This is a genomic window from Sedimentibacter sp., assembly GCF_032080165.1.
GTDB lineage: Bacteria > Bacillota > Clostridia > Tissierellales > Sedimentibacteraceae > Sedimentibacter.
The window spans coordinates 1-15,721 of sequence record NZ_DAMASY010000008.1 but is presented as its reverse complement, the minus strand read 5'-3'; the positions used below and the strand labels follow the sequence as shown (position 1 = coordinate 15,721).

Annotated in this window: 13 protein-coding genes; all 13 read left to right on the top strand. The window is 34.9% G+C overall.

Features of this window, described 5'->3' with window-relative positions:
• The first annotated feature begins 72 nt into the window (after nucleotides 1-72).
• Nucleotides 73-1,833 carry an ABC transporter ATP-binding protein gene (locus RT412_RS11560; protein ID WP_313346958.1) on the top strand — a complete coding sequence of 587 codons (1,761 nt, stop codon included), beginning with the start codon at nucleotides 73-75 and terminating at the stop codon, nucleotides 1,831-1,833.
• Nucleotides 1,830-3,683, top strand: a complete 1,854-nt coding sequence (locus RT412_RS11555; protein ID WP_398439361.1) for an ABC transporter ATP-binding protein — start codon at nucleotides 1,830-1,832, stop codon at nucleotides 3,681-3,683. Before RT412_RS11560 ends, RT412_RS11555 begins: the two co-directional genes overlap by 4 nt.
• 283 nt (nucleotides 3,684-3,966) lie before the next feature.
• Nucleotides 3,967-4,839 (top strand): ABC transporter ATP-binding protein, encoded by an 873-nt coding sequence (locus RT412_RS11550; RefSeq protein WP_313346955.1) that lies wholly within the window; start codon nucleotides 3,967-3,969, stop codon nucleotides 4,837-4,839.
• Nucleotides 4,836-5,645 (top strand): ABC transporter permease subunit, encoded by an 810-nt coding sequence (locus RT412_RS11545; protein ID WP_313346952.1) that lies wholly within the window; start codon nucleotides 4,836-4,838, stop codon nucleotides 5,643-5,645. Before RT412_RS11550 ends, RT412_RS11545 begins: the two co-directional genes overlap by 4 nt.
• Before the next feature lie 445 nt (nucleotides 5,646-6,090).
• Nucleotides 6,091-7,101: a DUF4489 domain-containing protein gene (locus tag RT412_RS11540; RefSeq protein ID WP_313346949.1), complete on the top strand. Its 1,011-nt coding sequence runs from the start codon at nucleotides 6,091-6,093 to the stop codon at nucleotides 7,099-7,101.
• A gap of 230 nt (nucleotides 7,102-7,331) precedes the next feature.
• Nucleotides 7,332-8,693, top strand: coding sequence for a 23S rRNA (uracil(1939)-C(5))-methyltransferase RlmD (rlmD, locus tag RT412_RS11535; RefSeq protein ID WP_313346947.1), 1,362 nt, complete (start codon nucleotides 7,332-7,334; stop codon nucleotides 8,691-8,693).
• A gap of 136 nt (nucleotides 8,694-8,829) precedes the next feature.
• On the top strand, nucleotides 8,830-10,077 hold the full coding sequence (locus tag RT412_RS11530; protein WP_313346945.1) for a recombinase family protein: 1,248 nt from the start codon (nucleotides 8,830-8,832) through the stop codon (nucleotides 10,075-10,077).
• 227 nt (nucleotides 10,078-10,304) lie between these two features.
• On the top strand, nucleotides 10,305-11,615 hold the full coding sequence (locus RT412_RS11525; RefSeq protein WP_313346943.1) for an RNA-binding domain-containing protein: 1,311 nt from the start codon (nucleotides 10,305-10,307) through the stop codon (nucleotides 11,613-11,615).
• Between the two features lie 308 nt (nucleotides 11,616-11,923).
• Complete coding sequence (locus RT412_RS11520) at nucleotides 11,924-12,181, top strand: hypothetical protein (protein ID WP_313346941.1); 258 nt, start codon at nucleotides 11,924-11,926, stop codon at nucleotides 12,179-12,181.
• A 116-nt stretch (nucleotides 12,182-12,297) separates the two neighbouring features.
• On the top strand, nucleotides 12,298-13,203 hold the full coding sequence (locus RT412_RS11515) for a HEPN domain-containing protein (protein WP_313413279.1): 906 nt from the start codon (nucleotides 12,298-12,300) through the stop codon (nucleotides 13,201-13,203).
• 761 nt (nucleotides 13,204-13,964) lie between these two features.
• Nucleotides 13,965-14,210: a hypothetical protein gene (locus tag RT412_RS11510; protein WP_313346936.1), complete on the top strand. Its 246-nt coding sequence runs from the start codon at nucleotides 13,965-13,967 to the stop codon at nucleotides 14,208-14,210.
• Nucleotides 14,164-14,661: a hypothetical protein gene (locus RT412_RS11505; protein ID WP_313346933.1), complete on the top strand. Its 498-nt coding sequence runs from the start codon at nucleotides 14,164-14,166 to the stop codon at nucleotides 14,659-14,661. The genes RT412_RS11510 and RT412_RS11505 overlap by 47 nt, the downstream gene beginning before the upstream one ends.
• Nucleotides 14,662-14,800: 139 nt before the next feature.
• Complete coding sequence (locus tag RT412_RS11500) at nucleotides 14,801-15,298, top strand: hypothetical protein (RefSeq protein WP_313413277.1); 498 nt, start codon at nucleotides 14,801-14,803, stop codon at nucleotides 15,296-15,298.
• Nucleotides 15,299-15,721 lie beyond the last annotated feature (423 nt).

Sequence of the window (15,721 nt, the reverse complement as noted above, 5' to 3'; positions counted from 1 at the left end):
GTGACCGCCATTTATTTCCATAAAGCTAACACTATTAGATATTAATGCTATTATTAGAATGGAGAATGTTCAATGTTAAAAATATTAAAACGTTTGAATTTGATGGAATGGTTACAAGCAGGAATCAGCCTTTTGTTCATCATCGCGCAGGTTTGGCTTGATCTGAAGCTTCCGGACTATATGTCAAAGATTACACAGCTGACCCAGACACCCGGAAGCGAGATGTCGGAGATATGGAAGGCCGGCGGATATATGCTTCTCTGTGCGTTAGGAAGTTTTGCAGCGGCTATGACTGTAGGTTTTTTCGCGGCACGGATCGGTGCATCATTCTCGCAAAGGCTTCGCAGCCAATTGTTTAATAAGGTCGATTCTTTTTCGATGGAAGAGATCAGCCGTTTTTCCACTGCCAGCCTGATCACCCGTTCCACCAATGATATTACACAGGTTCAGCTCTTGATAACTATGGGGTTGCAGATGTTTATCAAAGCTCCGATCCTGGCGGTGTGGGCAGTCACAAAGATTGCCGGAAAGGGCTTTGAATGGACAGTAGCAACCGGAGTTGCTTTATTCATACTTATTGCCGTAATCTCGGTAATTTTTGCTTTTATTATGCCTAAATTCAAAAAAATGCAGGTGCTGACAGATAATATGAACCGCATAACAATGGAAAATCTGACAGGTCTGCGTGTGGTTCGTGCATATAATGCAGAGAACTATCAAAATGATAAGTTCGAAGCAGCCAATGAGGATTTGACAGCCACCCAGCTGTATACAAGCCGGGGGATGGCAGTATTTCATCCGATGATGAGTATGATGATGAGTGGGCTGGGTCTGGCAATTTATTGGATTGGAGCATATCTGATCGACAGCGCCAATGATATGGATAAGCTGGACATATTCTCAAACATGGTGGTCTTTTCATCATATACAATGCAGGTTATTATGGCGTTCATGATGGTGGTGATGATATTCATTATGATGCCAAGGGCAATGGTATCCGCAAAGCGTATCAATGAAGTTCTGGAAACCGAGCCGGTCATTAGCGATGGTAACATAACAAGCGGTAAGGACGGAATAGAAGGAGAAGTAGTATTTAACCATGTCAGCTTTCGGTATCCGGGTGCTTCCGATTATGTGCTTCAGGATGTAAGCTTTTCTGCAAAGAAGGGAGAAACAGTGGCATTTATCGGTTCCACCGGAAGCGGGAAGAGTACATTGATAAATCTGGTACCCAGATTCTTTGATGCTACCGAAGGTGAGGTTCTGATTGATGGTGTCAATGTGAAGAACTACACCCAGGAAGCTCTTTATAATAAAATCGGTTATGTTCCGCAAAAGGCAGTGATGTTCAGAGGGTCGGTCAGCTCAAATGTTGGCTATGGTGATAATGGCCGTGAAGCAGCTTCTGCATCAGATATTCAGAAGGCAGTCCGTATTGCGCAGGGAACAGAATTCATTGAGAAAATGGACGGGAAGTATGAGGCAGAGATCGCTCAGGGCGGTACCAATGTATCCGGCGGACAAAAGCAACGTCTGGCGATTGCCCGTGCAGTCTGCCGTAAACCGGAGATATACATCTTCGATGACAGCTTTTCGGCGCTGGACTATAAGACCGACCGGGTGCTGCGATCCGTGTTAAAGAAGGAAACTTCCGGTGTGACCAGCCTAATCGTGGCCCAGCGTATCGGAACAATTATGGATGCGGATCAGATTATTGTGTTGGATGAAGGAAGGATTGTCGGCAAAGGAACCCATGAATATCTGCTGAATAACTGCGATGTATATCTGGAAATTGCAATGTCACAATTGAGTGAGGAGGAACTTGCAATATGAGTGAAAATAGTGTAAGAAGAAATAATCAAGGACCTATGAGAGGCGGCCACGGGATGTCCGGACCGGTAGAAAAACCCAAAAACCTTAAAGAAACCATGGGCAAGCTGATCCGGTACTGCAAAAGCTATTTGCCTGTTATTATCATTGCACTGGTTGCAGCTGCGGCAGGGACGGTTCTGCAGATTGTCGGACCGGATAAACTCAAGGACATGACCAATGAAATCAGCAAGGGTCTTCCGGCGCTGTTAGGCGGTGTACCGGTAATGAACAGCATTGATATGGAGACCGTGGCAGATATCGCATGGTTGCTGGTGTTCTTTTATGCCGGCTCCATGCTGCTGAATCTGTCACAGAGTCTTATGATGGCGACGGTAACACAGAGAATCTCGAAGAGGATGCGTTCGGATATTTCCCGGAAGATCAACCGCCTGCCGCTTAAATATTTTGACCGCACCACCCACGGGGATGTCTTAAGCCGTGTGACCAATGACGTGGATACAATCGGACAGACCCTGAATCAAAGCATTGGAACCCTGGTAACCTCCATAACCATGTTGCTCGGCTCGTTGATCATGATGTTTTACAACAACTGGATTTTGGCGCTGACCGCGGTTGGTTCCAGTGTAATCGGATTCGCTCTGATGATGCTTATTATGGGTAAATCACAGAAGCATTTTGTAGTGCAGCAGAGAGAACTCGGCAGGATCAACGGGCATATAGAGGAAATCTATACCGGACATAATGTGGTAAAGGTTTATAACGGCAGTAAGGATGCAAAGAAAACCTTTGAAGAGATTAACAGCAAGCTCTATGGCAGCGCTTGGAAATCTCAGTTTTTATCAGGACTTATGATGCCTCTTATGGGCATGGTCGGAAATCTCGGTTATGTGGCAGTCTGTGTGGCAGGAGCAGCTCTCGCAATGAATGGAACTATTTCCTTCGGAGTTATTGTTGCATTTATGATGTATGTCCGTTTCTTTACACAACCACTTTCCCAGATAGCTCAGGCATTTAATAATCTGCAGAGAACAGCCGCAGCGGGAGAGCGTGTGTTTGAGTTTCTTGAGGAAAAGGAACTGATCAATGAAGATCAGAAACAAAAGCAGCTTTATAATGTAAAAGGCGATGTTGAATTTAAGCATGTGAAATTCGGTTACACTCCGGATAAGACGATCATTCATGACTTCTCAGCTAATGTAAGGGCAGGACAGAAGGTTGCTATTGTCGGCCCTACCGGTGCAGGAAAGACGACCATGGTGAATCTGCTGATGCGCTTTTATGAGTTGGATGGCGGTGAAATTCGTCTGGATAATATTCCTATCAGTCAAGTTCCGAGAGAAAATGTGCATGAACAGTTTGGCATGGTTTTACAGGATACCTGGCTCTTTGAAGGAACCATCCGTGATAACATCGTATATGGTAAGCAGGGGGTTTCACAAGAGCAGGTTGTTGCTGCTTGTAAGACGGTGGGACTACATCATTTCATAAAAACCATGCCGGAGGGATACAATACCGTTCTGAGTTCCAAAGCAAGTCTCTCCGAAGGACAAAAGCAGTTAATTACCATTGCCCGTGCAATGATACAGAATGCACCGCTTTTGATACTTGATGAGGCAACCAGTTCTGTGGATACCCGTACCGAACGAATTGTTCAACGTGCAATGGATAAACTGACGGACGGACGAACTTCTTTTGTTATTGCCCATCGACTTTCTACAATCAAAAATTCCGATCTGATTCTGGTTATGAAAGACGGAGATATAATTGAAAGCGGCACTCATGACGAGTTGCTCCGAAATAATGGATTTTATGCCGAACTATATAACAGCCAATTTGAACAAGCCGCTTAGCAGACTGGTGTTAATATATATGGGGCAGTTCATAATTTAATCTATGAACTGCCCCATATTTTTTTATTCTGAGGTGAGTAAGCGCATGAGAAAATGAGTATAAAAGAATTAGGTGACTCTTTTACAGATGAGCTACCACAAAGAAAAGCGAATATTTTTAGAATGAAAAGGTAAGCTATGATAATAGTGGATATTATGATTTTAACACAGATAAAATAACTAAATGATGTTTAAATTGAATTCTTGGAAAAGAAATAAAACCATAACGGAAGGCGGCTTGTTAATGGATGCTATTCAAATAAACAAATTGAGAAAATACTATGGGAAACATCTCGGTGTTGAAAATGTATCATTTTCTGTGAAGGAAGGTGAAATATTCGGATTCGTCGGACCAAATGGAGCCGGTAAATCAACAACCATAAGAATGCTGCTGAATTTTATATTTCCCAGCGGCGGCTCCGCAACAATATGCGGTAAGGATGTAGTAAAGGAAAGTGAAGCGATTAAGAAATTCACGGGATATATTCCCAGTGATGTCAGATTTTACGGGGATATGTCAGTAAGGGATTTAATTCGAGTGAGCAATGGATTTTACAGCAGTTCCCGTGAGGAGGAAACAGAGCGGCTGTGCGAAGTTTTTGAATTGGACAGGACAAAGAAATTCTACGAATTATCTATGGGAAATAAGAAAAAAGTAGCAGTTGTTTGTGCACTAACAGTAAGACCGAAAGTACTGATATTAGATGAGCCAACTAACGGACTTGATCCCATTATGCAGAAGCAATTATTCACAGAACTGAAAAATCAGTCTGCAAATGGAGTTTCCATCCTATTATCGAGCCACAATCTTGGAGAAGTACAGGAATATTGCCATAGAGTTGCTTTTATCAAACAAGGAAAAATCCTGGCATTAACAGACTTAAAAGAAATACGCAAGCCTCAGAAAATACTAACCACTTGGGGCGGCAAGGACATCGCTCACTATGACATACAGCTGTTGGAACGAAATGAAGCTAAACGTGTTTTTCGCTATAAGGGAAATAGTTCTATGCTGCTTAAATTATTACAAGATGCCGAGTTTGACGATTTTACCATTGAAAATGAAAGTCTGGAAGATCAGTTTATGAATCTTTACGGAAAGGAGGAAGAGCAATGAACGTTTTCCGATTAGAGTTAAAAAACACATGGAAAAGTACCCTGAGGTGGGCGATTGCTTTAGGAGGTATTACATATATGCTTCTTGCATTTTTTCCTTCTATGCAATCCGAGTCTATGAAGGAGCTTGCAGGAGCAAAAATGGAGGGAATAGATCCTGCATTATTGGAAGCACTGGGGTTAGCAGAACTCACAGATTTCACCGTTATAACAAATTTCTTTGGTTATGTGCTTCAATATATGACTTTGGCTATAATGGTGCTCGTTACACAATTGGCAGTAAATTCTCTTGTTAAAGAAGAAACAGACGGAACCATTGAATTCTTATATAGCAAGCCGGTTTCACGCAGTTCAATATTGTTGCAGAAAACACTTGCAAATATCTTTTCTTTTATTTGTATACTTATATTTCTTTATATTGTAGCTGTTATTGGTTATCTATCCTACAGCGATTATAATTTTGCCGAAAGCATGAAGGAAGCTGCTGTCTTTTATTCTGCCATCCTGTATGTCGGATTCGTTTTTATGGCATTGGGAGTTTTTCTATCCACTTTAATAAAAAGCAGTAAAGGCTCTTCCGGAATTGTAATAGCAATTGTATTTGGTACATTTATTTTAGGAATTATGGGTGTAATAGTAGACGATTTAAGTTTTCTATTCTATTTATCGCCTATGGATTGGATTAAAACACAAAAATTAATGACGGAAGGGATAAGAATGGAAGAATGGATAGTTGGGATATTGACCATTCTTATTTGCTATATAGCTGCACATGAAATATATAAGAAAAAGGACTTACGTTCATAAGTGTTATGTACTGAGGCAGCTCAGGAAGTTTTATTTAATTGAACATTGCTTGAATCATCCGGAAATAAAATCTCTGAATATGTATTATTTACGGACAAAAATTTTGTTGACAATAAAGTAAAATACATATTGACAGGCTGGATCACAGCATCATCATGAAGCGAAAGGCGGACTACGAGGTCTATGAGAAATTGATGCCGCCACGGGTGATGACATCCGATGGTGAGGTCATTACCGGTGAGTTCGACACCGGCACTCTAAAATAAAAAGAAAGAATCGGTATTTGCCAAGTAAATGAGTATAAGAAATAATCACATTTATTCATTTGTCTCATATTCTATATTAGACAAATGAATAAATAACTTACTACATTAACATATTCTTTATAAGTATATAGTAATGTTAAGTTGAATTTTTAAAACTCTCAATGTAAGGAGTAGATAATATGAATTTATCATCAAGAGTTAATTTTAAGGATGATCATGAAAATAGTAATAAGAGCTGTGACACATGCGGACAAATACTAAAATGCGGAGAGGTTGGTCAAGCATTATTATTTAATGATGCGAGTATAGGAACTTCTGTACCTGCAGCTACTATCACCATAGATACTTCTGAATTTTGCAACCCATGTATAATACTCGAATTTACATCTAATATAATTGGAACACTTTTTCAAGGAACTTTAAACTTTCAAATATATAAGTCCTGTAATGATCAACAACCAATTCCTATTGGTTCGCAATTTTCTTTTGCACAATCCATACCTATTATCTTTGCTAATATGTTTACATTTTTTGTATGTGATTGTGACTCATGTTTAAATGAACGTTGTACCTATAGTGTTGTTGTTTCAGTTGGCGGAGCGGCTCCCGTTATTGGTAATGTTGGCGTTTTTGCAGCAAGGTTATCTGCAATTATTACAGACAATCCGGAACAAGATGATGATTGTTGCTGTAATAAACTTAGTCATAAAGAAGACAAGACTATTTTAAAGTGCGGAACGCCGGGTGGTTCAATACCAATAGTTCCAGGAACTTTAGAAGGTACTGCTTTTACGCTTGGTACTCTTGCTTTAAACACTTCCTGCCTGTGCAATCCCTGTGTAAGGCTTGAATTCACAAACACTATATCTTATTCAAGCCCTACCACTATTGACAGCACAGTTGTAAACTTCCAGGTATTTAGACTTTGCGACAATCAGCGTAACTCAATACCAGTAGGACCACAGTTGGTTTTTTCAGTTCCATATACAACTATAATAGATCCACCTATAGCACCTGGATTTTCTGGCACTTCAACATTCTCTTTCTTTGTTTGTGATTGTGACATTTGCCCCGATGAATGCTGCACATATTCAGTAGTAGCAACTACCGCTACAGCTGATGCTTCAGTTACTATTACCAACGCAAGACTTTCCGCAATAGTTGCAGATAATAACTGCAGATGCTGTTAATACAAAATTTAAAAACTTTGCTGCTATAAAAGGCTCTAATAATTATCTGAGCCTTTTATTTGTATGGACGACAGCTTCTGGATTTATGCGCTTGCGGGCAATATGATCATTCGTGCCGAGTAAAATGGGTAAAACCGGTCAATCTTAAATGATAAAAATGATAATTCGGTTTAATTTGACAAGGATAAAATTAAGGGTATAATTAAAATAACAAATGAATGGGAGTAATTATGCTTATAAGAGGATCGATAACTGAAGTTGAAATTATAGATTTAAATCACACAGGGCAGGGAGTCGCTAAAATAGATAATTTTGTTGTATTTGTCAGCGTAGCAATTACAGGAGATGTAGTTGAGATAGAAATAACAGAGACAAAGAAAAATTATGCGGTCGGGCAGATAATAAATATTGTTAAACCTTCTGAATTCAGAATAAAGTCACCATGCGAACATTATGAGCAATGCGGCGGCTGTCAGCTAATGCATATGGATTATAACAAACAATTAAAGTATAAAAAGAACAGGGTAATAAATGAGTTAAATAGAGCCGATGTAAAATTTGAAGAATCAGTTGTAGAAGATACTATTGGTATGAAAGACCCGTATAGATACAGAAACAAAACAGCATTTTCCGTTACGGAAAAAAATAACGAAATACTAATCGGACCATACGAACAAGGTACATACAATACTGTTGATATTAGCAGCTGTATGCTTCAAAGCAAGGAAGCGGATGATGTTGTAAAAGCTTTTAAAAATCTGATGATAAAATACGATATCAAAGCTTATGACAAGAATACAAGACAGGGAGTTGTAAGAAATATTGTAATAAGGAACAACAGAAGAAATGAATTAATGCTTATAATAGTTACAACTGCCGAAAAATTTCAAAATAAGGATGATTTAGTTGCAGAAATAACATCCCTCGTACCAAGTATTAAAACTGTTGTTCAAAATATTAATGATAAGTATACAAATTTAATTCTTGGAAGAAAAAATATTACTATATATGGTGAAGGTACAATCACAGATACGATTGATGATTTGATTTTTACCATATCACCTGAAACGTTTTTTCAAATAAACCCTGTCCAGACAGAAAAGCTGTATCAAAAAGCTATTCAATATGCAGACATAGGCAAAGATGATATTTGCTTTGATATATATTGCGGCATAGGCACAATTTCCTTAATGGCTGCAAAAAAGGCAAAAAAAGTATATGGAGTGGAAATAGTAGAGCAATCAATTATAAATGCAAGAGAAAATGCTAAAAAAAATAATATCAATAATATTGAATTTTTCGCCGGCAAAGCAGAAATAATTGTTCCGAAGCTATACAAACAAAATATAAAGGCAGACATTGTTATAGTCGATCCTCCAAGGAAGGGCTGCGAAAAAGAAGTAATAGACACCATCATTAACATGTCACCAAAAAAAGTAGTATATGTATCCTGCAACCCTTCAACCTTAGCAAGAGATATAAAACTTTTAGAAAACAGCGGATATAAGTTGAAAAAAACTCAACCCGTAGACCAATTCCCATGGACGGTGCATGTGGAGACCGTAATCCTGCTGCGACGGCTGGATGCCTGATGAATAGTGGGATTGAAGCACCTTAAATAAAAATATATTTTAACGCGAAAGAATGATATGGCTTTCGCGTTCTTTCTTTTTTTGATAAAATATTAATGTACCATAATATTTCATATAGATAAAAGAAGGAATATAAATGAAAAAAATATGGATTATACCCCCTGCGCCTAAAAAGAATAAAAAGATGAGAGTTGCTGCTTATTGTCGTGTCAGCACATTTGGACCAGTTCAGTTACATAGTCTGGATACCCAGATAGAAGCTTACACGAGAATGATAAAAAATAATAAAGATTGGAGATTTGCCGGTGTATTTTATGATGTCGAAAGCGGACTGCGTCGAAAAGGAAGAACTGACTTGGATAAAATGCTTAAGAAAGCTGAAAAAGGTAAAATCGATTATATTATTACAAAGTCAATCAGCAGAATATCAAGAGACACTTTAGAAGTTTTAAAGATAATAAGAAACTTAAGGGAGAGAGGGATTAATATGCATTTTGAAAATGAAAACTTAGATTCAATCAATATAAACAATGAATATGAAATTACATTAAGAGGTATGTTGGCACAGGATGAAAGCAGAAATAAAAGTGAGGATATTCGGTGGGGATTACAACGCAAATTTGAAAAAGGAAATATCTTTACAAAGTATAAAAGTTTCATGGGATATACGAGTGTGGGTGATAATCTTACCATTGTTCCGGATCAGGCAGAGGTTGTCAGAAAAATATTTGATTTATATTTGCAAGGTCTTTCATTAGGGCAAATAAAGTCATACTTGGAATCTCAAGGTGTTAAAACTGCAATGGGAAAAGAAACTTGGGATACAAAAACAATCTATAAAATGCTGAAAAACGAAAAATACAAAGGCGATACAATGCTGCAAAAGACTATTACAGAGGATCTTATGACAGGAAAGAAAATTAAAAATACAGGGCAGCGAAACAGATATTATATAAAAGATAGTCATCCAGCCATTGTTTCTGCTGAAGTATTTGATAAAGTTCAGGAGGAAATGGCAAAACGTGCGAGGTTTGTGAGTAATGAGGAGGGTACATTAGAAACAAGTGGTAGTAAATATAATAGCAAATATATTCTTGGAAATTTACTTGTGTGTGGAGATTGTGGTATGCCTTATCGAAGAAGGACAGAAAGAGGTAAAGTAGTGTGGAGATGTGCAACAAGGATTGAAAAAGGAAGAGAGGCTTGCCTTAATTCGCCCACATTAGATGAAAGTTGTATTAAGGATATATTAGGTGAAGCTGTTTGTAAGAATGGAATTTATGATGAAGGCGTAGTGAGAAATGGAGTTGAAAAAATTCAAGTTTTTGATACTTTTATTTTGATGTTTTTAGATGATGGTTCTCAGAAGAAAGGGTTATTATAGAGTGTTGAAATATAAAATCCTCTACAAAATGGACTCTTATGGTATACGGTAGAATTTATGGGTTCTGGACTTGATTGCTTCCATTGTGCGATAGTTTTTTAAGAAAATCATCGAAAATTATCTTAATTTAAATAATTATGGTGGAAGGGTATACAATTTTAGGGTATAATTGTGTTAAGGATTTTAAATGGTAGTTGGTATTTGAATTAGAGTTATGTGGAGGAATAATGTTTATTAAAAGTGCAACAATTTCTGAATTAGGGTATATTAGAAATTTAGAGCTTTTATTTTGTAATAATGTTAATATTATACAAGGTAAAAATGGTTGTGGGAAGACCACTATTCTAGCTGCTTTGTATTCCATGTTGCAAGATAAAGAGATAATGCAATATAAAAGTGAAAATAATAAAGCACAAATAAATCTGAAAATAGTAGATGATAATAAGACTATCTTACTGAATAAGTGTTATAGAAATAATCGTTCGGAAATAATTGTTGAATCTTTTGAAGAAATGAAAAATTTAATGTCTATTAAACGCAATAAAGTATATTTGTTTAGTGGTGAATTTATAGGTCATAAGTATAAATTAGATAGCAATATGATTAGCAATGCTCTAAAGCTACTAACTGAATTAGGTATAGAAGATGAATTTACGATGTCTACTTCTATAAAATATAATAGCTCCTATAATTTTATGTCAGGAGGCATGCAAGCGTATTATTGGATCCTTAATTTGTTGTACCATATTCCACAAGAAAGTGTTTTTATGATGGATGAACCTTTTGCTATGTTAGACTTGCACATTAGGGAACAACTCTTGAGTATAATTAGGAAAATGGAAAGTATACAGTTTATATTAACCACAAATTCGAGTGTAGACATAAAAAGTGATTATACTAAAATCTATTTAGATATGAAATATGAATATTACAGCAAGTATGAAAGACCTAATTTTGACTATAGAAGAATATTTAGTGACGATATAAAGCGTCTTTATATTGACGCAGAAAATAAAAGACAGTTGTTAAATGAAAAACCTATAATTAAATATAAATTGGATGAAGAAATAGGTGAAGAAGAGAATATGAATGTAGAATTTAAAGAAATAAAAGGAAATAATCCGTGCAATTCAATTATTGATAATGCGGAAATATATATCAATGCATTTCTTAATAGTAGGGTATCAGGTATAGGAGTAATAAAATGGGGAATAGCGGATGATGGGATTGTAAAAGGCGTAAAACTTTCCAAAAAAGATAAGGACATAATTGATAGAAAGATATCCGAAAGAATATGCCAAATGAAGCCGTATGTTAGCACTGACGGTATTCACATTTCCTTTGAAAAAATTGCTTGTTGCGATAAAATTGTTAATGATTTATATGTAGTGGAAGTATCAGTTGAGTCTTCTGATTCGGATATACTTTTTTCAACTTCAAAAAACGAAATATTTATTAAGACAGATGGCGGAAAGCGAAAACTAAATCCTTATGAAATACAACAAGAATTACAAATACGTTTAAGGTGCCAAGAATAAGATCAAAAAAACAATTAAGCAGTTTGTGTAACTATTAGAATTCACATTTATTATTTTATATGATCCGAAATTAAGGAGGGATTGCTATAGCTATTAATGAAGAAACAGCTAAAACGCTTTTTAACTTATCATTAAATCTTGATAGAGAAACTGCAATTCAAGCACATAAATATCTTGAGTCTCACAGTAGGATAACAGGATATCTTAAATACCCAACTAGGGATATAATATTCCCAAAGGATAATGCTGAGTATTTATGGGTTCATCAAAAAATACCATATCTTATTTATGATATACCAAGATACGAATTGAAAGATTTCTATATAGATAGAATTCAGTACGGAGCAATATTTAATGGTTACAGTAATGACCGTATTAATATTACATTGATTGAGGGATACTCAGAGTTGCTGGATTATATTAACAAAAGCTCTGATTTGAAAAAATTAATGATCGAAGAAGATAAATTAGACAGCTTGGAATATAGAGTAAAGTATATAATTTCAGGGATAGTAGAAAGATATTTATATAGCATTAATGCTCACAAAATATTCCAGATGATTTAGGTGACAAGCTTAAACCATTTGTTAAAGAAAAGATATTACGATACATTAATCCTCGGTTGAGTATTGATATTTATATTCCAATTTGTTTAGCAACATTTGAAGATGATAATATTAATTTGTCAGAACAAGTAAAAATCACTCGTATACCTGATGATATACAAAAGTCAAGGCAACAAGCTTGTTTGTATGAAACAAATAATGAAGATTGGTTGGCTTCATGTGCTACTCATATGATAGTTTTACATAATTATCACTTTAATAACGATGAATTTATTTCAATAAATAAGGCTACTCGGAATTATCATGCATATCCTCTTGTTAATATTGATGAGATTATGGCTATTATACGAGTCGTGACAGGATACACTATTGGATATGAACAAATCTTAACTCGTCCACTTAATTGGATTGATGATTTTTGTGCAGATCTTACATCGTTATATGGTGCTAAGTCACATTTTGTTAATGCAAAAGAAATAGATAAAATGTGGATGCATTTATCAGTAAGTAAGATTAGTTCAGAGCAAGTATTTGAAATTCAGAAACTATATGCTACTGTTCTTTCGAGCAAAGCTGACAAAGCAAAAGGTGGGTTAACATTTGCGTTAAGACGGCTTAACAGATGTATGCTTAGGGATGAAGATGATGATATGGCAATAGATGCAACAATTGGTTTAGAAACGTTATTATCTGGTGGTAACAAATCAGAAATTACGTATACAATTTCAAATAGAATTTCTGTTGTTTTTGCGCATGAGCGTAACGAACATTACACACAAAAAAATTGCAGAGAAATTATGAAAAAAATTTATAATTATAGATCTAAGGTTGTTCATGGGGATACAATAAAGGAAAAAGATAAGTATCATAAAATAAATGATTCTGAAGTCGAAATAGAAAAAATTGCAGTCGATTTTTTACGATATACAATATTATTTGTTTTACATAATACAGAATATCTTGATGCAAAAAAGTTTGATGAATTTATTGATTGCACAGTGTATGGTGAGCAAATTAAATAATCCGTATTAATATTACAAAACACGTTACTTTGTGACTCTATAGAGTATCTTGCTCATTTTTGATCTTATCAAAAATCATTATAGAGAAAGAACAATATAAAATATATGTTTTGAGTCTTGAAACTTTTTCTCCTGAATTAAAAGATTTATATATTTAAAATCAATAATATTAAGGTTAAAGGTCAAGAGCATATATTATCTTAAATGTTGAGCTTGAGAGAATTCCTGATTTAAGAGGTAAATAGATTGGAGGAATAAAGATATTTTGCATGATTGTACTCATTAATTTATTTATAGAGTGCAGAGAACATACTATTATGTTAATTTATGTAGTAAAAGGTAGCTTTAAATATGGAATGGGTATTGGCTTACCTATTAGCTGAAATGTAAGTTTTTATGGCGAAGATATAGATTATGGAATTGAAGTTAACCTGCTAAGATCCGGATAATTTATTATTCTCAAAAGTATATCAAACATGATAATTGATAGTTGGAATTAGTAAAAGTATTTATATTATATGTCTGGTGAATTTAAATGTATGTCAGAATCTCAATGCCATATAATCCATGCAACTGGCACTGATTTTAATAACATTTGAGAGATTATATTCATGTCACGTTGTTGATAAATTCAATGATACCTGGTTTATCAAGCAATGGCTGTTTATATAGCTTTTTATAAATTAAGATCCTTTATACAGATAGAAAACTATTTAAAATTTTATAAAAAAAGATATATAATTAGTAATAGAGGTGTGAAAATGGCTATTGAATTATTGGATAAAATAGTTTCAATGATTATTCAAAACTTGAGACTGAGTAAGCATACGAAATTAATAGAGATTATAAAGAAGTCAGAATATGCAATGGAATGGCGTGACCATGATAATTGGAATGGTGGAATTGATTATTATGACTTGGTTTTTTACTTGGATTTTGATGAGTATTGTGTAATCTACGATGAAAAAGAAACATATCAAGAAATTATGGAACAATTTATATTCTGAAATAATTAATATTTTAGTAAAATCTAAAGTACAAGATAATTCTATTGTTTCTTATGTGCCGATAGGATGGGAAAAGGTTGATGATGCTATAATAAAAATGAAAGAAATTTTAGTTAGTGCTTCATTAACTGAAGATTATCAATCTGTCGGAATGTATGGCCGTGAGGTTTTGATAACATTAGCTCAACTAGTATTTAACAAAGATAAACATCCATCTGTGGATGGAATAGATATTGGTAAGGCGGATTCGAAAAGAATGCTCGAAGCATACATTAATGCCTGTTTAAAGCACCGAAAGAATCCTCGTGAACTGAAATTTGCTAAATCAGCAATTGATTTTTCGAATGAACTAACACATAATCGGACCGCTACAGCCATTGATTCTGAATTGTGTTATAGTGCTGTTGCAACCACAGTTAACATAATTAGAATCATTAATAGGTATAATTAATAGAGATGTTTAAAATGTTCAATGAAGGATTTTTTTAAAATCTTGAAGAAACAATATATCATCATTTAAGAAACTTGAATATTGATAATATCTTTGTTGTGTTTTAGAATAAGTATTTTGAAAAAATTTGGGGGTAATAGTGCAAACAATAGGAAATATTTCATCATTTGTCACTTTGATATCATTTATAATTTATTTTATAGGAAAATTTATTAGGATTAAAATGAGCAAAAAATTAAGATATGAAAGCATTGCGGTTTATTATAATACTTGTGAAAATAATTTTAAAATTGTTGATGAGTATTATATAGGGTCAGGTAATTCCGAAAAGATAATTGTATCATCCGAAGTACCACTTAACTGGATTAAGATATATGAGTGCGAATATGATTATAAGAAGAATAAATTTAATAAAGGTAAATTGATTGAAAGACATGGCTTTTTAAGAGCAGGCAATGCAATACAAATAAATACATATCTTCCGTGTGGTATGCCTGCACATATGTTGGAATTTGAACGATATGATTATTTAATAGGAACTTTTCATCTTGCAGAAAATGGTAAGAACGGTATACTGGAGGAATGTGTTAAATTATCTCATACATTACGTAGTTATTTATATTATATTTTTGAGTAGAAAATTAACATTAGATTATGTAATTGTATTAAGGCTGTGAAACTTTAAATAAAGACATTTTATTAAAGAGTGTATTGCGTCTACTCTGTTGGCGCATATTCAATACTTTTGAATACTACTAGATTAAACGCAAAACAATTATAGGAATTTTATAAATGTTGAATGATATGAAAAGGCAGGTAAACACACTGATGCCAAGGGTATACCAGATTATGTGGTCATCAGAATCACAGCAACAACGCATTGTGAGGTAGTGGCTAAGCTCGAAAGAAAATGAAACTGAGTAATACCAATAGTTTAAGCCATTGAGTGTGTAGCTGACATTTAATGGTTTTTGTGTATATGTGAACATATCTACTAGATTTTATGTAAGCGTCAAATACACCCAACCCAAATAACACTTCACCGGATATATAATCAAAT

Bases quoted from the DNA above. Each gene is read 5' to 3' on its own strand.
- RT412_RS11560 (WP_313346958.1), top strand. From the start codon at position 73: ATGTTAAAAATATTAAAACGTTTGAATTTGATGGAATGGTTACAAGCA.
- RT412_RS11555 (WP_398439361.1), top strand. From the start codon at position 1,830: ATGAGTGAAAATAGTGTAAGAAGAAATAATCAAGGACCTATGAGAGGC.
- RT412_RS11550 (WP_313346955.1), top strand. From the start codon at position 3,967: ATGGATGCTATTCAAATAAACAAATTGAGAAAATACTATGGGAAACAT.
- RT412_RS11545 (WP_313346952.1), top strand. From the start codon at position 4,836: ATGAACGTTTTCCGATTAGAGTTAAAAAACACATGGAAAAGTACCCTG.
- RT412_RS11540 (WP_313346949.1), top strand. From the start codon at position 6,091: ATGAATTTATCATCAAGAGTTAATTTTAAGGATGATCATGAAAATAGT.
- rlmD (WP_313346947.1), top strand. From the start codon at position 7,332: ATGCTTATAAGAGGATCGATAACTGAAGTTGAAATTATAGATTTAAAT.
- RT412_RS11530 (WP_313346945.1), top strand. From the start codon at position 8,830: ATGAAAAAAATATGGATTATACCCCCTGCGCCTAAAAAGAATAAAAAG.
- RT412_RS11525 (WP_313346943.1), top strand. From the start codon at position 10,305: ATGTTTATTAAAAGTGCAACAATTTCTGAATTAGGGTATATTAGAAAT.
- RT412_RS11510 (WP_313346936.1), top strand. From the start codon at position 13,965: ATGGCTATTGAATTATTGGATAAAATAGTTTCAATGATTATTCAAAAC.
- RT412_RS11505 (WP_313346933.1), top strand. From the start codon at position 14,164: ATGAAAAAGAAACATATCAAGAAATTATGGAACAATTTATATTCTGAA.